This is a genomic window from Rhodococcus sp. NPDC060086, assembly GCF_042730275.1.
GTDB lineage: Bacteria > Actinomycetota > Actinomycetes > Mycobacteriales > Mycobacteriaceae > Rhodococcus.
Window position 1 is genome coordinate 26,798 of sequence record NZ_JBHWWZ010000008.1, and the last position, 25,064, is coordinate 51,861.

Sequence of the window (25,064 nt, forward strand, 5' to 3'; positions counted from 1 at the left end):
CGATGCCCGGCGATTCGACGCGGTGCGTGAAAGCTGTTGCTGTAGAGGGTGTTCCAGGTGAACCCCTGCGGCCGGGTCCGGTATTCGCGGCACCGTATCGCCTCGGTGAGGACGAACTCGCCGACGTGGACACCTACGCGCGGGCGTCGAATCCCGGATGGCGCGATCTGGAACGGGCACTCGCGGCACTCGAGGGTGCGTCCGCGGCCCGTGTCGTCGGCTCCGGAATGTCCGCGATCACCGTCGCGCTCCGGGCGCTCGCGCGCCCCGGCGGGATGGTCGTGGTCCCGTCGGACGGGTACTACCAGGTGCGCATGTATGCGCGCGACTGCCTCGCGCCGTTCGGTGCGACCGTGCACGAACTGTCGGTGCGCGAGTTCGGCGACGGCACCCTCGGCGCCGCGCTTGCGGACGCGCCCGCGGGCGCGGTGGTCCTCGTCGAGACTCCGTCGAATCCGGGCCTCGACACCGTGGACCTCGCGGCGACCGCGGCGACGTGTCGTGCGGCCGGTGCGCTCCTGCTCGTCGACAACACCACGGCCACCCCGCTCGGTCAGCAACCACTCGACCTCGGCGCCGACGTCGTGGTGGCCAGTGGCACCAAATCGCTCAGCGGACACAGTGATCTACTGTTCGGGTACATCGCCGTGCGCGAGGACACATTTCTCCCGCCGCTCGATCGTGAGCGGCTGCTGTCGGGGACCGTGCTGGGCCCGTTCGAGACCTGGCTCGCCCATCGCAGCCTGGGGACGGCGGGTCTGCGCTTCGAGCGGCAGTGCGCGAATGCACTGGCGATCGCGCGGATGCTGGCAGAACACCCTGCGGCCGCATACGTGCGTTATCCGGGTCTGCCGACCGACCCCGCGTACCCGGTCGCGTCCGCGCAGATGCGCAGGTTCGGTCCCCTCGTCACCTTCCGGCTCGACGACGCCTACGCCGTCCATCGCTTCGTGCGGTCGTCGGAGCTGATCGTCTCCGCAACCAGCTTCGGAGGAATCCACACCACGGCAGACCGGCGCGCCCGCTGGGGCGACGCGGTCGCTCCGGGGTTCGTGCGCCTGTCGTGCGGTATCGAGGACACCGAGGACCTTCTCGCCGATCTTGATGCGGCGCTGCGAGCCTCGTGAACGACGGGAAACCGGCTGGGGCGAAGACCGCCCTTACCGGTACGGTGTGTCCCGTGAGTAACCCCCGCATCCGGGTGGCTGTCGTGTTCGGCGGCCGCAGCAACGAACATTCCGTCTCCTGCGTATCGGCAGGAAGCGTCCTACGAAATCTGGATCCCGACCTCTACGAAGCCGTCCCGATCGGGATCACCGTCGACGGATCCTGGGTACTCGCACACACCGACCCCGAACAGCTCGTCATGGCCGGGCGTGAACTGCCGGTGGTCGACCCGACCGGGTCCTCGTTGGTGCTCACCGCCGACCCGACCCGCAGCGGCGACCTCGTCGCCCTCGGCGAGGACGAATTCGGCAATGTTCTCTCGTCGGTCGACGTCGTGTTCCCCGTGCTGCACGGCGCCAACGGCGAGGACGGCACGATCCAGGGTCTGCTCGAACTCGCCGGAATCCCGTACGTGGGCCCGGGGGTGCTCGCCAGCGCCGCAGGCATGGACAAGGAGTTCACCAAGAAGCTGCTCGCCGCCGAGGGTCTTCCGGTCGGATTCCAGGTGATACTCCGACCCGGCACCGCGACGCTCACCGGCGAGCAGAAAGACCGTCTGGGTCTGCCCGTGTTCGTCAAGCCCGCACGCGGCGGATCGTCGATCGGTATCAGCCGTGTCACGGATTGGCCGGCATTCGATGCCGCGGTGGCAAAGGCGCGCAGGCATGACCCGAAGGTCATCGTCGAATCGGCTGTCGTCGGCCGCGAGGTCGAATGCGGTGTTCTCGAGTTCCCGGACGGGGACGTCCGCGCGAGTGTCGTCGCCGAGATCCGGATGCCCGATGCCTCGGGCAACCACGAAGCGTTCTACGACTTCGACACCAAGTACCTCGACGACGTGTGCGAATTCGATGTCCCGGCCAAGCTCGACGACGACGTATCCGACGAGATCCGCGACCTGGCGGTGCGCGCATTCCGTGCGCTCGACTGCCAGGGGCTCTCGCGTGTGGACTTTTTCGTCACCGAGAACGGGCCGGTGATCAACGAGATCAACACGATGCCCGGGTTCACCTCGATCTCGATGTATCCGCGGATGTGGGAGGCTGCAGGCATCGACAACCGTGAGCTCGTGTCCACCCTGATCCGCACGGCTCTTGCGCGGGGCACCGGGCTGCGCTGAGCTCGCCGCGCACCGAGCTGCCTGTCGGCTCGGTCACCATCGCGACTACGCTGTGGCCATGACTGCCGTGACCCCTGACTCCACCGCATCCGATTCCGCGGAAGCCCAGGCGATCGACACTCGCGAGGCGGTGCACGCTGCCGCCCGCGGCGCCCGTGTCGCCTCCCGGCGTCTCGCCCTCCTCACGACCGCGCAGAAGGATGCCGCATTGCACGCGGCCGCCGATGCGATTCTTGCCGCGTCGGACGCGGTGCTCGCGGCCAATGCCGCGGACATCGACGCCGCGCGTGCGGGCGGTACGGATGAATCGCTTCTCGACCGGCTGCGCCTGACCGAAGCCCGTGTCGAGGGCATCGCGTCAGGTCTGCGGCAGGTCGCCGGGCTGCCCGACCCGATCGGTGAAGTCGTGCGCGGCAGCGCTCTGCCCAACGGACTCGAGCTCCGCCAGCTCCGTGTACCGCTCGGCGTGGTCGGCATGGTCTACGAGGCGCGCCCGAACGTCACCGTCGATGCATTCGGGCTCGCCCTCAAGTCGGGCAACGCGGCGTTGCTGCGCGGCTCGTCGTCTGCGGTCCACTCGAATACGGCGCTCGTCGAGGCGCTGCGAAGTTCGCTCGCCGCTCAGGGACTGCCCGAAGATGCCGTGCAGTTGCTGCCGAGCGCCGATCGGTCGTCGGTGACGCACCTGATCCAGGCCCGCGGACTCGTCGACGTGGTGATTCCGCGTGGCGGTGCAGGCCTGATCTCGGCGGTGGTCCGCGACGCGACGGTGCCCACCATCGAAACCGGCGTGGGCAACTGCCACGTCTACATCCACTCCGCCGCCGATCTGGTGATGGCGGAGAAGATCGTCGTCAACGCCAAGACCCGTCGCCCCAGCGTGTGCAACACCGTCGAGACGATCCTCGTCGACAAGGCCATCGCCGACACCGCCGTTCCGAAGCTCCTGCAGGTCTTGCAGTCGCACAGTGTCACCGTCCACGGCGACCTGCCCGGACTCGTTCCCGCAACCGAGAACGACTGGGCCGAGGAATATCTCACTCTCGATGTGGCGCTCGCGGTTGTCGATGATCTCGATGCCGCGGTCGATCACATCGACCGGTACGGCACCGGCCACACCGAGGCCATCGTCACCGCCGACCTCGCCGCGGCTCGTGAGTTCACCGCGCGGGTCGATGCGGCGGCCGTCATGGTCAATGCTTCCACCGCATTCACCGATGGCGAGCAGTTCGGGTTCGGTGCCGAGATCGGAATCTCCACCCAGAAGCTGCACGCCCGTGGCCCGATGGGCTTGCCCGAACTGACCTCCACCAAGTGGGTGGTGTGGGGCGACGGCCACACGCGCCCCGCCTGACGCCCCGCCCGATCAGCACGACGAAAGGACACAGCGTGGATCGTGCGCTGCCGACCACTCCGCCGATCTTCGCGGACGTCCAGGATGTGATTGACCGGCTCGCCGAGACGGGATACCTCGCCGACAAGGCCACCGCCACGTCGGTGTTCCTCGCCGGCAGGCTCGAGAAGCCGCTGCTCATCGAAGGCCCCGCCGGTGTCGGCAAGACCGAGCTGGCGCGCGCCGTCGCACAGACCTCCGGTGCCGAACTGGTCCGGCTGCAGTGCTACGAGGGCGTCGACGAATCCCGCGCGCTGTACGAGTGGAACCACGCGAAGCAGATCCTGCGCATCCAGTCGGCCGGAGCGAACGCCGCGGCAGGCGAATCGTGGGATTCGACCAAGGAGGACGTGTTCTCCGAAGAGTTCCTGCTGTCGCGTCCGCTGCTCACCGCCATCCGGCGCGACGACCCGACCGTTCTGCTGATCGACGAGGTCGACAAGGCCGACGTCGAGATCGAGGGGCTGCTCCTCGAGGTGCTCAGCGACTTTGCGGTGACGGTTCCCGAGCTCGGCACCATCCAGGCCTCCCGCAAGCCGTTTACGGTCCTGACCTCCAACGCGACCCGCGAATTGTCCGAGGCCCTCAAGCGCCGGTGCCTGTTCCTGCACCTGGATTTCCCGGACGCAGACCTCGAACGACGCATCCTGGCGAGCCGGGTCCCCGAGCTGTCCGAGGCCGTCGCCGAACAACTCGTCCGCACCGTCCACGTGCTGCGCGGCATGCAGCTCAAGAAGGTGCCGTCGGTCGCCGAAACCATCGATTGGGGCCGCACGCTGCTTGCGCTGGGTATGGACACCCTCGACGATGCGGCCGTACGCACCACTCTCGGAGTTGTCCTCAAGCACCGGTCCGATCAGGATCGTGCGGCCGCCGAGCTCCGGTTGAACTGACATGACCGGGGCACCGACATCCGGTTCGGGCGGAACGCTGAGGGCGCCGCACGGAATTCCCGGTCATCTCGTCGGATTCGTCGAATCGCTGCGTCGGCGCGGTATTGCGGTGGGTCCATCCGAAACCGTCGATGCGGGCCAGGTCATGACGGTGATCGACCTGCTCGACCGGGAGATGCTCCGTGAGGGTCTGGCGTGCACACTGCTGCGCCGGTCCACCCACCGACCGACATTCGATGCGCTGTTCGATCTGTGGTTCCCCGCGGCGATCGGGCAACGCGGTGCCGACGGTGCCGGGTTCACATTGCCCCGAACACCGTCGGGTGAGATCGATCTCGAGGCCGTGCGCGACCTGATCGCGGAGCTTCTCGCCGACGATTCCGCGGAGGCCCTCGCCACGACCGAGATGCTCACCGCACAGCTCGTCGACGAGCTCGGTCAGTACAAGTCGTCGAACGGACCGTCCTTCTCGGCATACCAGACACTGCGCGACGTTTCTCCGGAAACCTTGCTCACCCGGATTCTCGAAGGGCTCCTCGGCAATGCTTCGCGCGACGACCGCGACTCCGGTGACTACGAGACCGAGGTCGCGCGGCAGACCGCGGCACGACGTATCGCCGATTTCCGGGCGATGATCGAACGGGAGACCCGTCGCCGTACCGCCGAACAGCTCGGTCGCGAGCGGGTGGAGAAGTACGGGGTTCCCAAACTCGCGGAAGAGGTGGACTTCCTGCGTGCCTCCGACACGGAGCTCGTCGCGTTGCGTCGCCAGGTCATGCCGCTCGCGCGGCTCCTCGCAAGCCGCCTCGCAGCACGCCGGCGCCGGAGCCGCGCCGGCGCCATCGATCTGCGGCGGACGCTACGCAAGTCGATGTCGACAGGCGGTGTGCCCATCGACCTCATCAACCGCAAGCCGCGCCCGGCCCGGCCGGAACTCGTCGTGCTGTGCGACGTCTCGGGTTCGGTCTCGGGGTTCTCGCACTTCACCCTGCTACTCGTACACGCGCTTCGCGAGCAGTTCTCCAGAGTCCGGGTGTTCGCGTTCATCGACACCACCGACGAGGTGACCCATCACTTCACGGCAGGCATCGACCTCGGGACAGCGATGTCGCAGATGCTGCGCGAAGCGGAGCTGATCACGTACGACGGCCACTCCGACTACGGCAATGCCTTCGCCACCTTCAACGAGAAACACGCCCACAGCCTCACCAGCCGCAGTTCCCTGCTGATTCTCGGCGATGGGCGGAACAACTATCGCAACCCCAACCTCGACGCCCTCGGTCACATGGTCCAGGTGGCGCGGCACGCGCACTGGCTCAACCCCGAGCCGCGTGGGCAATGGGGCTCCGGAGATTCGGCGGCGCGAGTGTACGGCGAGGTCATCACGATGCACGAATGTCGCTCGGCGAAACAGTTGGCCGAGGTGGTGGCCGCTCTGCTGCCGGTCTGACCACGTAAGCTGGACAACCGTGCCTCAGCCATCCGACCGATACCCGGTGTCCCCGCGACGCCTTGGCGTCATGGGCGGTACCTTCGACCCTATCCACAACGGGCACCTCGTTGCCGCCAGCGAGGTCGCCGACAGGTTCGGTCTCGACGAGGTGATCTTCGTACCGACCGGGCAGCCCTGGCAGAAAACCGGACGTCAGGTCAGCGCCGCGGAAGACCGGTATCTGATGACCGTGGTCGCGACAGCGTCCAATCCCCAGTTCACCGTCAGTCGCGTCGATATCGACCGCGGCACCGCGACCTACACCGTGGATACCCTCCGCGACCTGCGGAAGAAGTACCCGGAGTCGGAGCTGTACTTCATCACGGGCGCCGATGCGCTCGCGTCGATCCTGTCGTGGCAGGACTGGCCGACGTTGTTCGATCTCGCACGTTTCGTCGGGGTGTCCCGCCCCGGCTACGACCTCAGCGTCGAGCACCTGGCACCGCACCTCGAAGGGCTTCCATCAGAGGCGGTGAGCCTCGTCGAGATCCCGGCGCTGGCGATCTCCTCGACGGACTGCCGCACTCGAGTCCACAATCATCGTCCGGTCTGGTACCTCGTTCCGGACGGTGTGGTGCAGTACATCAGTAAGCGTCACCTCTACGTGGACGCACCATCATGAACCTTTTGAACACCGAGAGAAAGAGCACCCAGTGAGCGCAACGGCAGAAGCCCTCGAGATGGCCCGCATCGCGGCCCTCGCCGCAGACGAGAAGCTCGCGACCGACGTCGTGGTGCTCGACGTGTCGGAGCAGCTGGTGATCACCGACTGCTTCGTTATCGCCTCGGCGCCCAACGAGCGCCAGGTCAACGCGATCGTCGACAACATCGAAGAGAAGCTGCGCGACGCCGGCCACAAGCCCGTCCGTCGGGAGGGCACTCGTGAGGGCCGTTGGACCCTGCTCGACTACATCGACGTCGTCGTGCACGTCCAGCACGAGGAGGAGCGGAATTTCTACGCCCTCGAACGTCTGTGGAAGGACTGCCCGACGGTGCCGGTCGACGGCGTCGCCGGACCGCGTTCGGCCACGGACGATGCGGAGGGTGAGTGAGTGCGCCGGTGCGGGTGCGGCGGCTGATCCTGCTGCGCCACGGACAGACCGAGTACAACGCGACGAGCCGGATGCAGGGCCAGCTCGACACCGACCTGTCGGAACTCGGTCGTCGCCAAGCGCTGGCCGTGTCCCATACGGTCGCGGACTTCGATCCGATCGCGATCGTGTCGTCGGATCTGCGTCGTGCGTACGACACCGCGATGGCGATCGGGGACCGGGCGGGTCTGCCCGTCGAGATCGATCCGCGGCTGCGTGAGACCCACCTGGGGCAGTGGCAAGGCCTGACCCACACCGACGTCGATGTGAGCCGACCGGGTGCGCGGGCACAGTGGCGCGGCAACGCGACCTGGGCGCCGCCGGACGGCGAGAGCCGCGTCGACGTTGCAGCGCGTAGCAGGCCCGTCGTCGACGAGTTGCTCGCCAAGCACGAGCAGTGGAACGACCGGCCGATCGTGCTCGTCGCCCACGGAGGGCTGATCGCTGCATTGACCGCGTCGATGCTCGATCTTCCGGTCGATCGATGGCCGGTTCTCGGGGGGCTCGGGAACACCGGCTGGGTGCAGCTCAGCGGCTACGGTGATGTGCCGTCCTGGCGTCTGGATGTGTGGAACGCGTCGGCAACGGTGTCGCCCGATGACGTCCTCTGAACCCGGAGTGGCCTCGCCGCGACCCACACTGCTGGTGATCGGCGACTCCCTCAGCTATTACGGACCGAAAGGCGGCCTGCCCGCGGATGATCCGCGGATCTGGCCGAACATCACGGCGGAGGCGCTCGGCTGGGATGTCGAGCTGATCGCCCGTATCGGCTGGACGACCCGCGACGCGTGGTGGGCGATGACGCAGGATCCTCGCGTGTGGGCAGCGATCCCACGCGCCGGTGCGGTCGTGCTCGCCGTCGGCGGGATGGACACGCTGCCGTCGCCGCTGCCCACGGCCCTGCGGGAAAGCATGCGGTATCTCCGACCTGCCTCGCTGCGACGGGTCGTGCGCACCGCGTACGGCTGGGCCCAGCCGCGGTTGTCGCCGCTCGGATGGCCGGTGGCTCTTCCTCCCGGTGTGAGCGTCGAATACCTCGAAACCATCCGGGATTCGCTCGCGTACATGCGACCAGACCTGCCGGTGATCGGAACCTTGCCCTCCGTGCACGACAGTGAGCAGTACAGGTCAGTGCACCGCGGGCGTCGCCCCGCTACCCGGGCGATCTCACAGTGGGCCGACGAAAAGTCCGTTCCCCTTGTCGATCTGGGTGAAGCTGTACGGGAGAACATCTTCTCGGACGACGCGAACCCCGACGGCATCCACTGGGGTTGGGAAGGCCACCGCAGGGTCGCGGACGCGATGATCACCGCGGTGCGGATGGCCCGTCCGGATGCGCAACCCGCCGCGGACGGCATACGGTAGGTGCCGTGTCAGTAGTGGTGGTCACCGATTCGTCGTGCTGTCTCGATCCGAGGATGGCCGAGCAATACGACATCCGGATCGTTCCGCTGCACGTGATCGCCGACGGACGAGACCTTCGCGAGGGCATCGACGAGCTTCCCGAGGATCTGTCGGGGGTCACCACGTCCGGACCGTCGCCGGCCGAACTCGTCGAGGTCTACACCCGTGCCCTCGAGGACAGCGACGGTGACGGCGTGGTCGCGGTGCACCTGTCCCGGTTGCTGTCGGGTACCTGGGATGCCGCGAAACACGCCGCCGACTCGTTGGGCGATCAGGTACGCCTGATCGATTCCCAGAACACTGCGATGGGCTTGGGATTCGCCGCACTCGAAGCGGCGCGAGCGGCCGAAACGGGGGCCGAACTCGACGACGTGTACTCGCGAGCCGTCGAGGTCGCGGCCTCCGGACGCACGCTGCTCGTCGTCGACCGACTCGACCATCTGCGCCGCGGCGGCCGAATCGGCACGGCCACCGCACTGCTCGGCACGGCCCTCGCGATGAAACCGGTCCTCCATCTCGTCGACGGAAAACTGGTGCTGCGCGAGAAGACCCGGACGATGACCAAAGCGATCACGAAGATCGTCGACGGCATCGTCGCCGAAGCCGGCCCGGCTCCGCTCCTCGCGGTACACCATCGTGGGGCGCCTGAGCGTGCACGCCTGCTCGCGGAGCAACTCGCCGAGCGGATACCCGACGCGGCAGAACTCCTCATCACCGAGATCGACGGAGTGCTCGGAGCCCATGTCGGTCCGGGTGCGCTCGGGGTCGTCGTCGCGCGCCGCTGAACGGACGGTTATCCACAGCCGCACGATCCATCCACAGATTTGCCGTCACAGCCGTTCCCTGGCGATTCCACGCCCGTGACGGGATTAGCGTCACGGCATGGGCAGCGACGGGGACCTCGCGAGAACGAGGCTGGATGCGATCGCGCGGGCCGACGTGATCGGACGGGTCGAGTCGGCACCTTCCCGCAGCGGCTCTCGGGACAGTTCCGGGAGCGTCGGCGTCGGAAGGCTCGGGTACGCCGACGACACAGACGAATACGACCTCCCCAGTGGCCACTCCGGTCAGAGTGAGGTAGCCGGGCCGCAGAGCGTGCTCGAACGGATGCGCGCCGCGCGATGGGATACCGGCCGCGGCGGCAGTAGGGCACTCGCCGGGGTGGCCCTGGTAGCGGTACTCGTCGCAGTTGTCGTCGTGTGGCGGGATCGCCCCGTGCCCGAGGCCGTTCCGCCGCTGCCCACCGTCGAAGTGGTCGCGACGTCGTCCCATGCCCCGGTTCCGGAGCAGCCGGCGGAGGTGGTGGTCAGTGTGGTCGGACTCGTCGCGAAGCCGGGGTTGGTGCACCTCCGGGAGGGCGCGCGAGTCGCGGATGCACTCGACGCAGCGGGTGGGCCAGGTGAGGGCGCCGACCTACTCGGCCTCAACCTCGCTCGGCGGGTGGCCGACGGCGACCAGATCCTCGTGGGCATGGCACCGCCGCACCCGGTTCCCGAGGGCAGCGCGGTGTCCGCGACCGGAGGAGATGATGCGGTTGATTCCGGTGGTGCGGCGGAAGTCGGTCGGAACCCGTTGAATCTCAACACGTCCGATGAATCTGCTCTGGATGCGTTGCCGGGAGTGGGGCCGGTGACCGCATCGGCGATCGTTGCGTGGCGGCGCGACAACGGACCGTTCACCGACGTCGCGCAACTCTCGGAGGTGGACGGAATCGGCCCCGCCCGGCTGGCTCGTCTACGCGACTTGGTGACCGTGTGACCGCACCCGCCACCGTCGACGCCCGACTCCTACCGTGCACCGTCGCAGCCGGGGCAGTGACTCTGGTCGGCCTGTATTCGGGTTGGTGGATCTCGGTGCTCGTGACTGCAGTTGCGGTGGTGGGGGTGCTGGTCGGCGGACTGAGGGTGAGGGGTCTGGGGAAGAAGGCTGCAAGTCTGTGTTCGCGAAGGCGCAGGGGGCGTTCGCGAACACGGGACGGCGTGGTGCGGGCGGTGCTCGCGGTTCTCGTCGTCACTGCGGGATTCGGCGGCGCCGTCGCGATGCGGATGTGGTTCGTCGAGCATCATCCGCTCGCGACGGCGCCGACGGGGACGTGGGTCACCGCGGTCGTGGAACCGACCGACGATCCACGGGCGGTACGGAATTCGCCGTTCGGGGGTGAGCCACAGGTGCGCATCCCCGTCGCTGTGCGGCACGTGACGCTGGGCAGGGAATCGATGTCGGTCGGGGGTGCCGCGCTCGTGTTCGCTCCCTCCGACGGTTGGCGGAATCTGCTGCCGGGGCAACGGGTCACCGTACGAGGACAGGTGTCCGAGAACAGGTCCTCGGGAGGTATGGACCCCGGGACCTCGGTCGCGGTGATTCGGGCCGACGGACCGCCGCGTGCGATGGAGGAGCCCTCCGCCCTTGCAGAATGGGCCGGAGGCGTTCGCGACGATCTCGCCGGGGTGTCCGCACATGCGCTCGGCCCTTCTGAAGCCGGGTTGTTTCCCGGACTGATCGTCGGCGATACGAGTCGACTCCCGGACGACGTACGCGAGGACTTCAGGGTGGCCGGCCTGACGCACCTGACGGCGGTGTCGGGCGCGAACGTGAGCATCCTTCTCGGCGCGGTCCTGCTTCTGGTCCGGTTCGTCGGGATAGGCCCGCGGACGGGGGCTTTCCTGGCAGGTGCGGCGTTGGTGCTGTTCGTGATCGTCGTCCGTCCGTCGCCGAGCGTGGTGCGCGCCGCCGCGATGGGCGCGGTCGCACTCCTTGCTTTCATTGTTGGGCGGCAGCGGCAGGCGTTGCCTGCGCTCTGTTCGGCGATCGGAATACTGATGCTGGTGTGGCCGGATCTTGCGGTGGATGTGGGATTCGCGTTGTCCGCAACGGCCACGGCCGGGCTCGTGCTCATCGCACCCGTGTGGGTTGCCCGGCTGCAGGCACATGGATGGCCACGCGCTGTGGCCGAGGTATGCGCGGTGTCGTGCGCGGCGTACATCGTGACCGCACCGATCCTCGCTGCAGCGACGGGAACCGTCAGCGTCGTTGCGGTGGTAGCGAATGTTCTGGTGACCCCGGTGCTCGCGCCGCTGACCGTCCTCGGTTCGGTGGTCGCGCTGTGTGCCCCGGTGGTTCCGGGCGTCGCGGAGTTCCTTGCACGCGGGGCAGCGCCGATGCTGTGGTGGCTGCTGACCGTCGCCGCGCGGGCGGCGTCGGTGCCCTCGGCGGAATTATCGCTGCCGGACGGAATCCCGGGAGCAGCGGTGATCGGTGGCGCCGTACTCGTCGGCTGTGTTCTGTTGCGCTACAGGAGAATGCGGACGATCGCCGGTGTCGTGTTGGTGTCGACCCTCGTGGTGTGGATTCCCGTACGTCTGTTCGCGCCCGGCTGGCCGTCACCCGGTTGGGTGTTCGCGGCGTGCGATGTGGGGCAGGGCGACGCAGTGGTGCTCGCGACCGGCGACGGGAGCGCGGTGGTTGTCGACACAGGGCCGGAGGCCACGCCGGTCGATCGGTGTCTGCGCCGATTGCGCATCGATGCGGTTCCGGTGCTGATCGTCTCGCACCTGCACGCCGATCACATGGGCGGAGTGCGCGGAGTGCTGCAGGGTCGTCAGGTGGGGCAGGTGGTCGTCGGTCCCGGTGCGGTGTCCCGTGACGCCGCCGGAGCTCTCATCGACACGGCTGCCGAGTTCGGAGTGAACATACGGGAGACGATGCCTCGGGAAGTACTGCACCTCGGGGCGGTGACGATCCGAGTCCTCGGTCCTCCGGTGGGGCAGTCCGGTGACTCGGAGAACGACCTTTCCCTGGTGCTGGTTGCGGAGACGACGGTGGGGCGCATCCTGCTCCCGGGGGACGCGGAGGCGCCGGCTCTCGACGCGTTGATACGTACGGGGGTCGACGTGCGCGCCGACGTCCTCAAGGTTCCCCACCACGGCTCGAGAACGACGTCGGAGGCATTCCTGGCTGCGGTACGACCCCGGGTCGCGGTGATCAGTGCGGGACGCGACAACTCGTTCGGGCATCCACATCCGGAGATCGTCGAGGTCTTGAACGACATGGGCTCCCGGGTGCTCCGCACCGACCTGCACGGCGACGTCGCGGTGGTGCGGGCCGGTTCCGGGGCACTGGCCGTCGTGTCGGACTCACGTGGCACGATCGGTCCGTGAGCGACACACCTCTGCATCTCGTTCTCGGCAACGAAGAACTCCTCGTCGACCGCGCTGTCACACAGATCATCGCGGACGTGCGTGCCCGGAGCGGCGCCGGCAACAACCTTCCGGTGTCGCGGCTGCGCGCCGGCGATGCGGGCGTCCCCGAATTGGCCGAGCTCCTGAGCCCCTCGCTGTTCGCGGAGGAGCGGGTCGTGATCCTCGAATCCACCGCCGACGCGGGCAAGGATGCGGCGGCCCTGATTCTCGACGCGGCCGCGGCACCTCCCGAAGGGGTCGCCCTGGTCATCCTGCACAGCGGGGGCGGACGCACGAAGGCGATGGTGGGGGCACTGCGGAAGTGTGGTGCCGAGGAGCACGACTGCCAGGCACCCGAGAAGGCGGGGGAGCGCGCGAAGTGGGTGCGCGCGTTCGTGCACGAGGAATTCCAGGTGGCAGGCGTGCGGGTGGCGGGCGATGTCGAAGAGTTGGTGATCGACGCGGTCGGATCCGACCTGCGCGAACTCGCGGCGGCGTGCAGTCAGCTCATGGCCGATACCGGCGGCAAGATCGACGCGAACGCGGTCCGACGCTACTACTCGGGCAAGGCCGAGGTCACCGGATTCGATGTCGCCGAGAAGGCCGTGGCAGGAGATGTCGCGGGCGCAATGGAAGCGCTGCGATGGGCGATGCACAGGGGGGTCCCGCACGTCCTGCTCGCCGATGCCCTCGCCGATTCCGTGCACACCATCGCCAAAGTGGGGTCGGCCGGGCGCGGAGACCCGTTCTCGATGGCGTCGGGTCTCGGGATGCCGCCGTGGAAGGTCAAGAAGGCCCAGGGGCAGGCGCGGCGGTGGGCACCGGAATCGATCGGGATCGCGCTCGGTGTGGTCGCGGCGCTCAACGCCGACGTCAAGGGCGCGGCGGCCGATGCCGACTACGCCGTGGAGTCCGCCGTACGTACCATCTCAGAACTGGTCGCCTGACGGTTCGTCACCGATCGAGCTTCGTCACTCGACCGAGCGTCCGTCTGCACGAACGAAGGCCGCGCCCTAGAAAGGGTGCGGCCTTCGTTCAGCAGAGCTTGCGTCCTCTACCTCGGAGCTGAGGGCTCAGAGCTTGTTGGCAAGCTTCGCGAGAGCGGACTTCTTGTTGGCAGCCTGGTTGGCGTGGATGACGCCCTTGCTGACTGCCTTGTCGAGCTGACGGCTGGTGGAGACGAGGAGCTCGCCGGCCTTGTCCTTGTCGCCTGCGGCCGCAGCCTCGCGGAAGGAGCGGATCGCGGTACGCAGCGACGACTTCACCGACTGGTTCCGGAGCCGGCTGCGCTCGTTGGTGCGGATCCGCTTCACCTGGGACTTGATGTTGGCCACGCGTAATATCCTGTCGTCTTGCTGGTAGTTGATAGGAAAGCTCTGGGTGCACTAGGGCACGACGATCGACGATACCAGCGACGCCCGCCAATTCCCAAACCGATCCCGCGGTGATCCACCACATTTCCGGCAGTCCATCCGCTACGGGTGTCGGCTGTCTCACATCTTTGGGCCGATTCGGCTACGCGCCGCTCACGTCCGCGTGACACTGGTCACATGACCGCAGAACGTGAAACGGCCCTCGAAGAATTCGGCCCGGGGGACTTCTCGGATCTCAAGAAATGCGTGGCCGAAGCAATCGGAACCTTCGTGCTCGTCTTCTCCGCGGTCGGAACCGCAGTGTTTGCCGGCGCGAAGGTCGGCAACCTCGGAGTTGCTCTCGCATTCGGTCTGACGCTGCTCTTCCTCGTCTACACGATAGGCCCGATCTCCGGCTGTCACGTCAACCCGGCCGTCACCTTGGGGCAGCTCATCGTCGGGCACGTCACGCCCGTCCGCGCCGTCGGATACTGGATTGCTCAGGTCGTGGGTGGCCTCGTCGCCGGTATCACGATCTTCGCGGTGGCGTCGTCGCTGCCGTCCTACGATCGGGCGGCCGACGGTCTAGGGGCGAACGGCTGGGGTGCGCACAGTCCGTCCGCGATCGAGGGGCCGCTCGGTGGAGTCCTCGAGAACGGCTACGGTATCGGCGCCACGATGATCATCGAGATCCTGCTCACCGGTCTGCTGGTCTTCGTCGTGCTTGCCAGCACCGACCAGATCTCCGATGTGCTCAACGCCGGTATCGCAATCGGCTTCGCGCTCGCGGTCATCCACCTGATCGCCATCCCGATCGACAACACCTCCGTCAACCCGGCCCGCAGCATCGCGGTGGCGTTCTATCAGGATGGTGCACTCGGTCAGTTGTGGCTGTTCATTGTGTTTCCCCTCATCGGGGGTGTACTCGGCGCGCTCGTCTACACCTTGTTGTTCGGCCGAGACGTCGTTCGGTCGAGACAGGGGACTGCGCGCGTCGTAGACGGGTAGTTCGCCGGGTGCCCGCCGCATTTCTACGCCCAGCCGAAATCCGAGCGGAGGCGTGACGCGACCTGATCGAAACGAGAACGGTCGAGGATCGCGCCCTCGCGGCGGATGCCGTCCTCCGGAACATCCAGAACGCGATCCAGCCGGATCCAGCTCGGGCGGTTCTGGCGGTCCCACGGGCCGGTACCGATTCCGACCCAGTCGGAGCGTCCGTCACGGTCACCGTTGGACGAGAGCATCAGACCGAGCAGCGTCGCTCCCTCACGCCCGACCACGAGTACGGGCCGGTCCTTGCCCTGGCTCGCATCCTCCTCGTACTCCACCCACGTCCACACGATCTCGCCCGGATCGGCGCGGCCGTCGAGTGCGGGGGAGTATTCGATCGTCCGCGCACGCTGGGCCGTAGGCGTCGTGTGAGAGGCGACTGGACGGCCCGGAACGGGTGCGGGCGCAGTCCGGCCGGACTGCTGGGTGAGCGCTCCCTTCGCGCGGTCGAGCGCTCCCGACTGCTGAAGCTGCCGGTACAGCCGCGGGCCGTGTTCGACCGCGAGGCGTCCGAGTTGCTTGCCCATCTTCATCCACTTGCCGGCCACGATCGGCAAGTGTAATCAGGCGTCGGCACAGCCGACGACCCCCCGATTGCGCGTCTTGGATATTCTTCAAGGTGACCGCGGCCCCAGGCCGCTGCCGGCCCGAGTCAGGAGCACGACATCAGCACGTTTGCCGACACCACGTTCACGGACCCCGCCAAGATCCGGAACTTCTGCATCATCGCGCACATCGACCACGGCAAGTCGACGTTGGCGGACCGCATGCTGCAGCTCACCGGGGTGGTCGAGGAACGGCTGATGCGCGCCCAGTACCTCGACCGGATGGACATCGAGCGTGAGCGCGGCATCACCATCAAAGCGCAGAACGTGCGTCTGCCGTGGCAGCTCGACGGTGAAGACTACGTCATGCACTTGATCGACACTCCCGGTCACGTCGACTTCACCTACGAGGTGTCCCGCGCGCTCGAAGCATGTGAAGGCGCCGTACTCCTGGTCGATGCCGCGCAGGGCATCGAAGCGCAGACCCTCGCGAATCTGTATCTCGCTCTCGACAAGGACCTGACGATCATCCCGGTCCTCAACAAGATCGACCTGCCCGCCGCCGACCCCGACCGGTACGCCGGGGAAATCGCCAACATCATCGGATGCGAGCCGTCCGACGTGCTGCGGGTCTCCGGCAAGACCGGCGAGGGCGTCCCCGCATTGATCGACGAAGTGATCCGGCAGATCCCGGCGCCGGTCGGCGACCCCGATGCACCGGCGCGCGCGATGATCTTCGACTCGGTGTACGACACCTACCGCGGAGTCGTCACGTATGTCCGCGTCGTCGACGGCAGGGTCGTGCCGCGCGAGAAGATCAAGATGATGTCGACCGGTACCACGCACGAGCTGCTCGAAGTGGGCATCGTGTCGCCGGAAGCGAAGCCGACGACCGGACTCGGTGTCGGCGAGGTCGGCTACCTGATCACGGGTGTGAAGGACGTGCGCCAGTCGAAGGTCGGCGACACCGTGACGTTGGCGCGCAAAGGTGCTGAGAAACCGCTCACCGGTTACCGTGAACCGCGACCGATGGTCTATTCGGGCCTGTACCCCGTGGACGGCTCCGACTATCCGGTTCTGCGCGATGCTCTCGACAAGCTCCAGCTCAACGACGCCGCGCTCACCTACGAACCCGAGACGTCGGTCGCGTTGGGCTTCGGATTCCGGTGTGGTTTCCTCGGTCTCCTGCACATGGAGATCACGCGCGAGCGGCTCGAACGTGAATTCGGGCTCGATCTGATTTCGACCGCACCCAACGTGGTGTACCGCGTGGTCCTCGAAGGCGGCGAGGACGTCGTCGTGACCAACCCGTCCGTCTGGCCCGAGGGTAAGGCCCGCGAGATCTACGAACCCATCGTCAAGTGCACGATCATCGCGCCGAGCGAGTTCATCGGTTCGATCATGGAGCTGTGCCAGGGGCGGCGCGGAGAGCTCGGGGGAATGGACTACCTGTCCGAGACCCGCGTCGAACTGCGCTACACGTTGCCGATGGCCGAGATCATCTTCGACTTCTTCGATTCGCTCAAGTCGCGCACGCGTGGTTACGCCAGCATGGATTACGAGGAGGCCGGCGAGCAGGAAGCCGCGCTCGTCAAGGTCGACATCCTCCTGCAGGGTGAGGCGGTCGACGCGTTCAGTGCGATCGTGCACAAGGACGCCGCTGCTGCGTACGGCAACAGGATGACAACCAAGCTCAAGGAACTCATCCCGCGCCAGCAGTTCGAGGTTCCGGTGCAGGCCGCGATCGGCTCGAAAATTATTGCGCGCGAGAATATCCGCGCCATCCGCAAGGACGTGCTCGCCAAATGCTACGGCGGCGATATCAGTCGTAAGCGGAAGCTGATCGAGAAGCAGAAGGAAGGCAAGAAGCGCATGAAGACGATCGGCCGCGTCGACGTTCCTCAGGAAGCGTTCGTGGCGGCCCTGTCGTCCGAGGCGGCATCGGACAAGCCCAAGAAGTAGCCCGCTCGGCGAAAGGAATCCTGTGCTCGAGACCTGGTTGACCCGTGAACTTGGAGTCACGATCCCGTTGGTGGGAGCGCCGATGGGAGGTCGGGCAGGCGGTTCCCTCGCTGGGGAGGTCACCAAGGCCGGGGGTCTGGGGCTGATCGGTGCGGCCCGCTACAACAGCGCGGAATGGCTCGAGGAACAAGCGCACACCGCACGCGAGATCGGTGGTGGGCTTCTCGGATTCGGGCTCATGACGTGGTCGTTGCACGACGACGACTCGCTACTCGACGCCGTACTGGAACATCGCCCACAGGTGGTGACGCTCTCGTTCGGTGACCCCGCTCCGTATGTGCAGCGAGTCCACGACGCCGGTGCCGTCGTGATCTCCCAGATCAACACTCACGAGGATCTGCGGATCGTCGAGGCCGCCGGAGTCGATGCGGTGGTGGCGCAGGGGCACGAGGCGGGCGGTCACACCGGTCGGATCGGGACTCTCCCGCTGCTCCAGGAAGTGCTCGAATCCACCGAACTTCCGGTACTCGCCGCGGGCGGTATCGCGTCGGGCCGCGGGCTCGCCGCGGTACTCGCAGCCGGGGGAGTCGGTGCGCTGGTGGGTACGGCGCTCCTGGCCAGCCCCGAAACGGTGGGACCGGCATACGCGCGAGACCGGCTGATCGCCGCTGGAAGCGCCGACACGGTCTACACCGACGTCTTCGACAAAGCGCGTCACCAGCCGTGGCCCGCGCGGTGGGGTGGCCGCGCTCTGGTCAATTCCTTCACCGAGAAGTGGCATGGTCGTGGAGCCGACGAGCAGACTCTGGCCGGCGAGTACACCGGCGACGATCCCGACATCGGGGTCGTGTACGCAGGTGAGGCCGCGGGCCTCGTCCGAGCGCAGCGACCGGCCGGCGACGTCATCCGTGATATCGGCGCGCGGGCCGAGGAGTTGCTCGGCCGCTTCCGCTGACCTCGTTGCTTCGGACCCCGCTCGGGATGAGGTGTGGGCTCAGTGCCGCACATGTGCGGGCCTGAATTCCCCTGACTCGGTGCTCTGTTCGGCGCGGATCACGTGGACGACCGCATTTATCTGAGCAAGATGGGTGAATGCCTGGGGGAAGTTGCCCAGGTGCCGCCCGGTCGCAGGATCGATCTCCTCGGCGTACAGCTTCAGTGGGCTCGCGAAATCGAGCAGTCGACGGCACAGAGTGGAAGCGCGTTGCACCTCACCGATCTCGACGAGTGCGGACACCAGCCAGAACGAGCAGATCGTGAACGTGCCCTCCTCTCCGGCGAGCCCGTCGTCGGTGTCCTCCACCCGGTAGCGCAGAACGAGGCCGTGTTCGGTCAGCTCATCCGCGATCGCAAGAACCGTTGCGCGTACCCGGGGGTCCTCGGGTGGGAGGAACCGGAGCAGTGGGATCAGCAGATTCGACGCGTCGAGTGCCGGATGGCCGTAGCGCTGCGTGAAGACGCCACGTTCGTCGACGCCGTGTTCGAGGATGTCCGCTTTGATCTCGTCGGCGACTGCCGACCAGCGCTCGGCGTGGTCGGGCTGGCCGTGCATGTCGGCAAGCTTCGCTCCTCGATCGAGGGCGACCCAGCACATCACTTTCGACGACGTGAAATGCTGCGGCTTCCCGCGTACTTCCCACATCCCGCGATCGGGTTCCCGCCAGTGCGTGATCGCCTGCTCCACCTGGCTGCTCAGGAGTGGCCACAGGGATTCGGGTATCTGCTCGCGAGACTTCACATGCAGATACACCGAATCGAGCAGGGCACCCCACACGTCGTGTTGACGTTGCCGATACGCGTCGTTGCCGATACGGACAGGCTTGGCATCGGCGTATCCGGACAGATGGTCGAGCGTCGATTCCGTCAGCACACGTTGACCGTCGACCCCGTACATGACCTGCAGCGGATGATCGTTGCCGTCTGCGCCCTGCGAGACATCGAGGATGAACGAGAAGAAGTCGTCGGCCTCGCGGTCGAAGCCCAGGGTGTACAGACCCCACAGTGCGAAGGTGGAATCGCGGACCCACGCGTAACGATAGTCCCAATTACGTTCGCCTCCCGGTGTTTCCGGAAGTGATGTCGTGGCGGCCGCGAGGAGCGCGCCGGTGGGGGAGTAGGTCAGCCCCTTGAGGGTCAGGGCGCTGCGCTCGAGATATGTGCGCCACGGGTGGTCCGGGAACCTGCCCGTAGTGATCCACTCGCGCCAGTAGTCCTGGGTGGTGAGCATCTTCGCTGCGGCCTCCTCGAACGTGTGCGGCGGCGACGGCTCGCCCCACGACAGCGCGACGAACACCGAATCGCCCTTGTTCATCCGGGTGCGGGCGCGGGCTTCGCGCCCTTCGATGCCCAATCGCATGTTGGAGGTCAGGCGCAACCGGGGGTGCTCGTCCGGTGCGCCCGCGCACACTGCCGTCGCCTCTTCGTACACCTTGCCGGTGTACTCCCACTCGGTGCCACCGCGGTGGTAGTCGAACGCGGGCTCGCAACTCATGTTCAACTCGACCGTGCCGTTCACGCACCGCACTGTGCGGAGCAGGATGTGCTCGGCTTCCCAGTCCGAGGGCGTGCGCCGTTGTGTGGCGGACCGTTGGTGGAGGTCGTACCAGGGGCCCATCACCAGGGCGTCGCGCACGACGATCCACCCGGTGTCGGTCTGCCACGTCGTCTCCAGCACGATCCCACCCGGAAGGTATCTGCGGGCAGCGGGCACCGTCCGGTCGTGCGGTCCGATGCGGAAGTGGCCGGCGCTGCGATCGAGCAGAGCGCCGAACACACTCGGTGAGTCCGGTTGCGGCACGCACAGCCATTCGACGGACCCGTCACGCGCGACCAGGCACGATGTCTGGCAGTCCGACAGGAATCCGTAGTCGTCGATCGGTGGGAACGGCGTGCGGTTCGGCACGGCCGACAGCAGTTGCGGAGTGGAGGCCATCTGTCCATGATCGGTCCCGAGCGGGTGTGACGCGGGGCGAATGAGCTGACGCATTACAGTGGACGGGATGGAACAGGTCGCATCGTGGTGGGACGGGTTCGAACTCTGGCTCACGGGCCTGTCGTTCGTCCCCCAGGCCGCATTGGTGCTGATCGTGATGGTGCCGCTGTGTGGTGCAGTGGCATGGTTGCTCGACCGCGTCATTGCCGCGGCGTTCGCCGCGGTGGGACGGAGCGAGCCCGAACCGTCCCCACGGAACGGGAAACCTGGACCATCGGCACCGGACATGGAGGACTGCTGACATGCCACGCTCGCGCGTGACCCTGGCGCTCATCGCGCTGCTCGTTCTCGTCATCGTCGCATGGTTGCTCACTCTGTAGAGTTCCCGCGCCTACTCTCTGCCGGACCTTCGTTCGAGCTCTGCTAAAGTCTCCCGCGTGTCTGCAACCGTATTGCCCAGCGCGCGCCATGAATTGGCGCTGATTGCTGTCGGCATGCCGTCTGTTGCCGACATCGACTGTTGTTGTCGCTGATCTACCCGCACCGATGTCAGCGGTTTTGCCGCGCCGGTAACCGGGTTCTGCGATCCCGTGGTGTTCTCCTGCAGTCGTTTCTCCAGTGAGCTTCTGCAGGCGGCGTTGTGCCCGTCTGTTCTGTGGGCCGGCGCCCGTCACTGCGCCCTCGCGATGACATCGATCCCGATTTTCGAAATCCCAGATCTGTCCGCTCTGTTCCGTCAGGAACAGCCTGCAGGAGGCACCTCGATGAAGATTCGTTCCACTTTTTTCGGCGCGGCAGCGCTCGCCGTCGCGACGGCCACTGCCCTCACCGCGTGCTCGGGTGGCGGTGCCAGCGATACCGTCGGAGGTGAAGCGGGGGCCGACGGTTCCGGCGGTACCGTCAACCTCTACGCGTACGCGGTGCCGAAGGTCGGGTTCGACCTGTTGATTCCGGCATTCCAGGAGACCGACGCCGGTGAAGACGTGGTGTTCCAGCAGTCCTATGGCGCCTCGGGCGACCAGTCTCGCAAGGTGCGCGACGGTGCCGAAGCCGATTTCGTGAATTTCTCCGTCGAACCCGACATCACGCGACTCGTCGAGGGGGGTCTTGTCGACGAGGATTGGAACGCCGGCGCGGACAAGGGCCTGCCGTTCGGTTCGGTGGTGACGATCGTCGTGCGTGAGGGCAATCCCAAGAACATCCAGACCTGGGACGACCTTCTGCGTGAGGACGTCGAGGTAGTCACACCGAACCCGTTCAGCTCGGGATCCGCGAAGTGGAACCTGCTCGCCCCCTACGCGGCGAAGAGCAATGGTGGGCAGGACAGTCAGGCCGGTCTCGACTACGTGACGGCCCTCGTCCAGGACCACGTGAAAGTGCAGCCCAAGTCCGGTCGCGAGGCCACCGAGACGTTTCTCCAGGGCACGGGTGACGCGCTACTCAGCTACGAGAACGAGGCACTGTTCATCGAGCGCAACGGCGACCCCGTCGAGCATGTGACGCCGCCGATCACCTTCAAGATCGAGAACCCCGCTGCGGTGCTCAGTGGTTCGGCGAACGCGGAGAAGGCCCAGGCGTTCCTCGACTTTCTCTACACCGAGGAAGCCCAGCGCCTGTGGGGTGAAGCCGGGTTCCGGCCCGTGGATCCTGCAGTGGCCGAGGAATTCGTCGCGGACTTCCCGGAACCCGAAACGTTGTGGACTATCGACGACCTCGGGGGATGGGACGTCGTCAATGACGAACTCTTTGCCGACGGCACCGGCGCCATCGCCGTGATCTACGACAACGCAACGAAATAGAGCCGGAAGCAGAGCCCGACCGTGAGTACCTCAGTAGAAGTGTCCGCCCCGAAGAGGCGTGGCCGGCGCACCGCGAAAGTCACCGGTGCCGTAGGCCCGCTCGGGATCGGCGTTGCCACCCTGTGGCTGAGCATCATCGTCCTGCTGCCGCTCGCGGCCCTGGCCACCGAAGCCTTCTCTGGAGGCTTCGGTGGCTTCTGGGACGCAGTCACTGCACCGAATGCGCTTGCGACCCTTCGTATCACGGTTACCGTCTCGATCGTGGTCGCGTTGATCAACGCAGTGATGGGAACGTTGATCGCGTGGGTACTCGTACGGGACGAGCTTCCTGGCAAGAAGATCGTCAACGCGCTGATCGATCTGCCGTTCGCGTTGCCCACGATTGTGGCGAGCATCGTGCTGCTCGCGTTGTACGGACCGCAGAGCCCCGTCGGTATCCAGCTCAATGCGACACAGCCCGGTCTGGTCGTCGCGCTCGCGTTCGTCACCCTGCCGTTCGTGGTGCGATCGGTTCAACCCGTTCTCATCGAGGCGGACAGGGAGGTCGAGGAGGCTGCGGCATCACTCGGTGCCGACAACATCACGACCTTCCGGACCGTGGTGCTTCCGACCCTGGCGCCCGCGATCCTCGGGGGAGTCGGACTCGCGTTCGCCCGCGCCATCGGGGAGTACGGCTCGATCGTGCTGATCGGCGGGAACATTCCCGGACAAACCCAGGTGGCGTCGCAGTACATCCAGCAGCAGATCGAGATCGACAGGCCGGTCAACGCCGCGGCCGTCTCGGTGGCGTTGCTGCTCATCGCATTCGTGGCACTGTTCGTGCTGCGGCTCGTCGCACACCGCGGCCGTGTCCGTGAGGAGAACGACGCGTGAAACTCTCTCCGCTCTCGCGCATCTCGCTGCGCGTAGTCGCGCTCGGATACCTGATCGCGCTGCTGCTCGTGCCGATCGGCTTCATCCTCTACCGCACCTTCGAGAACGGTGTGATGGCGTTCGTCGACTCGATCACGACGCCCGCCGCGATCTCCGCGCTCAACCTGTCGGTGCTCATCGTCGCGATCGTCGTCCCCGTCAATGTCGTATTCGGCATCGTGGTTGCGCTGGCGCTGGTGCGCGGACGCTTTCCTGGTCGCGGACTACTGCAGTCCGTCGTGGATCTGCCGTTCGCGGTGTCGCCGATCGTGGTCGGTGTCGCGCTGATCATGCTGTGGGGCGCCAATGGCTGGTTCGGCGGACTCGAATCTCTCGGATTCAAGGTGATCTTCGGGTTACCGGGAATGGTCATCGCAACGATCTTCGTGACACTGCCGTTCGTGGTGCGCGAGGTCGAACCCGTCCTCTACGAGATCGGCGAAGAACAGGAGCAGGCCGCCGCGACACTGGGCGCCGGCACCTGGCAGACATTCCGGCGGATCACCCTTCCGGCGATTCGCTGGGGCCTGACGTACGGCATCGTTCTCACCGTCGCCCGCGCCCTCGGTGAATTCGGTGCGGTCATCATGGTCTCGTCCGGCTTCCCCGGGGTATCGCAGACCCTCACGCTGCTTGTCCACGCCCGCTACATCGACGACCACAACACCTTCGGCGCGTACAGCGCCGCAACCCTGCTCATGGCCATCGCAGTGGTGGTCCTGCTGCTGATGACATTGCTCGACCGCAAGAGGAGCACCACAGCATGATCACCGTTTCCGGGGCGTTCAAGAACTACGGCGACTTCTCCGCGCTCGACGATGTCTCACTCGACATCCCGTCCGGCTCGTTGACCGCGCTGCTCGGACCGTCCGGCTCGGGTAAGTCGACGCTGCTGCGCTCGATCGCCGGGCTCGAATCCCTCGACGGCGGCACCGTCCACATCGCAGGAAACGACGTCACGGACGTGTCACCGCAGAAACGCGGAATCGGCTTCGTTTTCCAGCACTACGCCGCTTTCAAACACATGACGGTTCGCGAGAACGTGGCGTTCGGTCCGAAGATCCGCAAGCTCCCGAAGCGGCAGATCGCGGCGAAGGTCGACGAACTCCTCGAGGTCGTCGGACTCGACGGATTCCAGCACCGATACCCCGCTCAGCTGTCGGGCGGGCAGCGGCAGCGCATGGCACTCGCGCGCGCCCTGGCAGTGGACCCCCAGGTGCTCCTGCTCGACGAGCCGTTCGGTGCGCTCGATGCGAAGGTACGCGCCGACCTGCGGACCTGGCTGCGTCGACTGCACGACGAAGTTCACGTGACCACCGTGCTGGTCACCCACGACCAGGAGGAAGCGCTGGACGTTGCCGACCGCATCGCGGTGATGAACCGCGGCCGGATCGAACAGGTCGGCACACCGGAGGATCTCTACGACCGCCCGGAGAACGACTTCGTGATGTCCTTCCTCGGAAACGTCTCGAAGTTCAGCGGCAGGCTCGTGCGTCCGCACGACATCAGGCTCGGTCACGAACCCGGTCTCGAGATCGCGCAGGCGTCGGGTACACAGGACCTCGGTGTCGCCCGCGCCACTGTCGAGCGCGTCGTGCACCTCGGATTCGAGGTGCGGGTCGAGCTGAAGAACGCCGCCACCGGTGAGCCGTTCATCGCGCAGGTCACGCGCGGCGATGCGCGTGCGTTGGGACTGAAGGCGGGCGACACGGTCTACGCGCAGGTCACCGCGGGGCCCGGTGCGTCCGTGGTGGTGAGCGCAGAATAGGGAGAC

Annotated in this window: 25 protein-coding genes; 22 read left to right on the plus strand and 3 right to left on the minus strand. The window is 66.6% G+C overall.

From position 1 onward, the window contains the following. Positions 1 to 2: 2 nt before the first annotated feature. The 13 genes from ACFWB0_RS07210 to holA all read left to right on the plus strand — a co-directional run bounded on the left by ACFWB0_RS07210 (position 3) and on the right by holA (position 13,685). Positions 3 to 1,127 carry a cystathionine gamma-lyase gene (locus ACFWB0_RS07210; RefSeq protein WP_378489754.1) on the plus strand — a complete coding sequence of 375 codons (1,125 nt, stop codon included), beginning with the start codon at positions 3 to 5 and terminating at the stop codon, positions 1,125 to 1,127. Positions 1,128 to 1,180: 53 nt separating this feature from the next. Further along, positions 1,181 to 2,287 (plus strand): D-alanine--D-alanine ligase family protein, encoded by a 1,107-nt coding sequence (locus ACFWB0_RS07215; RefSeq protein ID WP_378489755.1) that lies wholly within the window; start codon positions 1,181 to 1,183, stop codon positions 2,285 to 2,287. A 58-nt stretch (positions 2,288 to 2,345) separates the two neighbouring features. Next, a complete protein-coding gene (locus ACFWB0_RS07220; RefSeq protein ID WP_378489756.1) occupies positions 2,346 to 3,641 on the plus strand; it encodes a glutamate-5-semialdehyde dehydrogenase in 1,296 nt (431 codons plus the stop codon). A 35-nt stretch (positions 3,642 to 3,676) separates the two neighbouring features. Continuing rightward, positions 3,677 to 4,573, plus strand: coding sequence for an AAA family ATPase (locus ACFWB0_RS07225; RefSeq protein WP_378489757.1), 897 nt, complete (start codon positions 3,677 to 3,679; stop codon positions 4,571 to 4,573). Between the two features lies 1 nt (position 4,574). Next, positions 4,575 to 6,023: a VWA domain-containing protein gene (locus ACFWB0_RS07230; protein WP_378489758.1), complete on the plus strand. Its 1,449-nt coding sequence runs from the start codon at positions 4,575 to 4,577 to the stop codon at positions 6,021 to 6,023. A gap of 19 nt (positions 6,024 to 6,042) precedes the next feature. Continuing rightward, positions 6,043 to 6,687: a nicotinate-nucleotide adenylyltransferase gene (gene nadD / locus ACFWB0_RS07235; RefSeq protein WP_378489759.1), complete on the plus strand. Its 645-nt coding sequence runs from the start codon at positions 6,043 to 6,045 to the stop codon at positions 6,685 to 6,687. Between the two features lie 31 nt (positions 6,688 to 6,718). Then, a complete protein-coding gene (gene rsfS, locus ACFWB0_RS07240; protein ID WP_378489760.1) occupies positions 6,719 to 7,117 on the plus strand; it encodes a ribosome silencing factor in 399 nt (132 codons plus the stop codon). A gap of 71 nt (positions 7,118 to 7,188) precedes the next feature. Further along, positions 7,189 to 7,767: a histidine phosphatase family protein gene (locus ACFWB0_RS07245; RefSeq protein WP_378489863.1), complete on the plus strand. Its 579-nt coding sequence runs from the start codon at positions 7,189 to 7,191 to the stop codon at positions 7,765 to 7,767. Next, positions 7,754 to 8,521, plus strand: coding sequence for a diglucosylglycerate octanoyltransferase (gene octT / locus ACFWB0_RS07250; RefSeq protein ID WP_378489761.1), 768 nt, complete (start codon positions 7,754 to 7,756; stop codon positions 8,519 to 8,521). The genes ACFWB0_RS07245 and octT overlap by 14 nt, the downstream gene beginning before the upstream one ends. A gap of 5 nt (positions 8,522 to 8,526) precedes the next feature. After that, complete coding sequence (locus tag ACFWB0_RS07255) at positions 8,527 to 9,345, plus strand: DegV family protein (protein ID WP_378489762.1); 819 nt, start codon at positions 8,527 to 8,529, stop codon at positions 9,343 to 9,345. Positions 9,346 to 9,442: 97 nt separating this feature from the next. Beyond that, positions 9,443 to 10,318 (plus strand): helix-hairpin-helix domain-containing protein, encoded by an 876-nt coding sequence (locus ACFWB0_RS07260; RefSeq protein WP_378489763.1) that lies wholly within the window; start codon positions 9,443 to 9,445, stop codon positions 10,316 to 10,318. Beyond that, complete coding sequence (locus tag ACFWB0_RS07265; RefSeq protein ID WP_378489764.1) at positions 10,315 to 12,717, plus strand: DNA internalization-related competence protein ComEC/Rec2; 2,403 nt, start codon at positions 10,315 to 10,317, stop codon at positions 12,715 to 12,717. Before ACFWB0_RS07260 ends, ACFWB0_RS07265 begins: the two co-directional genes overlap by 4 nt. Beyond that, entirely contained in the window at positions 12,714 to 13,685 is a 972-nt protein-coding gene (gene holA / locus ACFWB0_RS07270; RefSeq protein WP_378489765.1) for a DNA polymerase III subunit delta, read from the plus strand. Before ACFWB0_RS07265 ends, holA begins: the two co-directional genes overlap by 4 nt. 126 nt (positions 13,686 to 13,811) lie before the next feature. Here holA and rpsT read toward each other — a convergent pair whose 3' ends face one another. Then, the gene (rpsT, locus tag ACFWB0_RS07275; protein ID WP_378489766.1) at positions 13,812 to 14,072 is read right to left on the minus strand and encodes a 30S ribosomal protein S20; all 261 of its coding nucleotides are present in this window, start codon (positions 14,070 to 14,072) and stop codon (positions 13,812 to 13,814) included. 216 nt (positions 14,073 to 14,288) lie between these two features. Here rpsT and ACFWB0_RS07280 point away from each other — a divergent pair, with 216 nt between their 5' ends. Further along, positions 14,289 to 15,098 (plus strand): aquaporin, encoded by an 810-nt coding sequence (locus ACFWB0_RS07280; RefSeq protein WP_378489767.1) that lies wholly within the window; start codon positions 14,289 to 14,291, stop codon positions 15,096 to 15,098. Positions 15,099 to 15,121: 23 nt separating this feature from the next. On the opposite strand, the gene ACFWB0_RS07285 is transcribed toward ACFWB0_RS07280, so the two are convergent. Next, positions 15,122 to 15,688, minus strand: a complete 567-nt coding sequence (locus tag ACFWB0_RS07285) for a type II toxin-antitoxin system PemK/MazF family toxin (RefSeq protein WP_378489768.1) — start codon at positions 15,686 to 15,688, stop codon at positions 15,122 to 15,124. A gap of 117 nt (positions 15,689 to 15,805) precedes the next feature. On the opposite strand from ACFWB0_RS07285, the gene lepA reads away from it, so the two are divergent. After that, the gene (lepA, locus tag ACFWB0_RS07290) at positions 15,806 to 17,647 is read left to right on the plus strand and encodes a translation elongation factor 4 (protein ID WP_378489864.1); all 1,842 of its coding nucleotides are present in this window, start codon (positions 15,806 to 15,808) and stop codon (positions 17,645 to 17,647) included. Positions 17,648 to 17,669: 22 nt separating this feature from the next. Then, positions 17,670 to 18,602, plus strand: a complete 933-nt coding sequence (locus ACFWB0_RS07295) for an NAD(P)H-dependent flavin oxidoreductase (protein WP_378489769.1) — start codon at positions 17,670 to 17,672, stop codon at positions 18,600 to 18,602. Between the two features lie 39 nt (positions 18,603 to 18,641). Here ACFWB0_RS07295 and ACFWB0_RS07300 read toward each other — a convergent pair whose 3' ends face one another. Beyond that, the gene (locus ACFWB0_RS07300) at positions 18,642 to 20,579 is read right to left on the minus strand and encodes a glycoside hydrolase family 15 protein (protein WP_378489770.1); all 1,938 of its coding nucleotides are present in this window, start codon (positions 20,577 to 20,579) and stop codon (positions 18,642 to 18,644) included. 67 nt (positions 20,580 to 20,646) lie between these two features. Here ACFWB0_RS07300 and ACFWB0_RS07305 point away from each other — a divergent pair, with 67 nt between their 5' ends. From ACFWB0_RS07305 to ACFWB0_RS07330, 6 genes are all read left to right on the plus strand, one after another. Next, entirely contained in the window at positions 20,647 to 20,880 is a 234-nt protein-coding gene (locus ACFWB0_RS07305) for a hypothetical protein (protein WP_378489771.1), read from the plus strand. Positions 20,881 to 21,016: 136 nt separating this feature from the next. After that, positions 21,017 to 21,112 carry an Ms4533A family Cys-rich leader peptide gene (locus tag ACFWB0_RS07310; RefSeq protein ID WP_378489772.1) on the plus strand — a complete coding sequence of 32 codons (96 nt, stop codon included), beginning with the start codon at positions 21,017 to 21,019 and terminating at the stop codon, positions 21,110 to 21,112. A 231-nt stretch (positions 21,113 to 21,343) separates the two neighbouring features. Then, positions 21,344 to 22,378: a sulfate ABC transporter substrate-binding protein gene (locus ACFWB0_RS07315; protein ID WP_378489773.1), complete on the plus strand. Its 1,035-nt coding sequence runs from the start codon at positions 21,344 to 21,346 to the stop codon at positions 22,376 to 22,378. A gap of 21 nt (positions 22,379 to 22,399) precedes the next feature. Next, the gene (gene cysT / locus ACFWB0_RS07320; RefSeq protein WP_378489774.1) at positions 22,400 to 23,251 is read left to right on the plus strand and encodes a sulfate ABC transporter permease subunit CysT; all 852 of its coding nucleotides are present in this window, start codon (positions 22,400 to 22,402) and stop codon (positions 23,249 to 23,251) included. Then, on the plus strand, positions 23,248 to 24,057 hold the full coding sequence (cysW, locus tag ACFWB0_RS07325) for a sulfate ABC transporter permease subunit CysW (protein WP_378489775.1): 810 nt from the start codon (positions 23,248 to 23,250) through the stop codon (positions 24,055 to 24,057). Before cysT ends, cysW begins: the two co-directional genes overlap by 4 nt. After that, on the plus strand, positions 24,054 to 25,058 hold the full coding sequence (locus tag ACFWB0_RS07330) for a sulfate/molybdate ABC transporter ATP-binding protein (RefSeq protein WP_378489776.1): 1,005 nt from the start codon (positions 24,054 to 24,056) through the stop codon (positions 25,056 to 25,058). The genes cysW and ACFWB0_RS07330 overlap by 4 nt, the downstream gene beginning before the upstream one ends. Positions 25,059 to 25,064 lie beyond the last annotated feature (6 nt).

Excerpts from the sequence above, each read along its gene's own strand:
- octT (WP_378489761.1), top strand. The coding sequence starts at position 7,754 with ATGACGTCCTCTGAACCCGGAGTGGCCTCGCCGCGACCCACACTGCTG.
- ACFWB0_RS07245 (WP_378489863.1), top strand. The coding sequence starts at position 7,189 with ATGCAGGGCCAGCTCGACACCGACCTGTCGGAACTCGGTCGTCGCCAA.
- ACFWB0_RS07330 (WP_378489776.1), top strand. The coding sequence starts at position 24,054 with ATGATCACCGTTTCCGGGGCGTTCAAGAACTACGGCGACTTCTCCGCG.
- ACFWB0_RS07260 (WP_378489763.1), top strand. The coding sequence starts at position 9,443 with ATGGGCAGCGACGGGGACCTCGCGAGAACGAGGCTGGATGCGATCGCG.
- ACFWB0_RS07300 (WP_378489770.1), bottom strand. The coding sequence starts at position 20,579 with ATGGCCTCCACTCCGCAACTGCTGTCGGCCGTGCCGAACCGCACGCCG.
- ACFWB0_RS07220 (WP_378489756.1), top strand. The coding sequence starts at position 2,346 with ATGACTGCCGTGACCCCTGACTCCACCGCATCCGATTCCGCGGAAGCC.
- ACFWB0_RS07305 (WP_378489771.1), top strand. The coding sequence starts at position 20,647 with ATGGAACAGGTCGCATCGTGGTGGGACGGGTTCGAACTCTGGCTCACG.
- ACFWB0_RS07315 (WP_378489773.1), top strand. The coding sequence starts at position 21,344 with ATGAAGATTCGTTCCACTTTTTTCGGCGCGGCAGCGCTCGCCGTCGCG.
- ACFWB0_RS07230 (WP_378489758.1), top strand. The coding sequence starts at position 4,575 with ATGACCGGGGCACCGACATCCGGTTCGGGCGGAACGCTGAGGGCGCCG.
- ACFWB0_RS07280 (WP_378489767.1), top strand. The coding sequence starts at position 14,289 with ATGACCGCAGAACGTGAAACGGCCCTCGAAGAATTCGGCCCGGGGGAC.
- ACFWB0_RS07210 (WP_378489754.1), top strand. The coding sequence starts at position 3 with ATGCCCGGCGATTCGACGCGGTGCGTGAAAGCTGTTGCTGTAGAGGGT.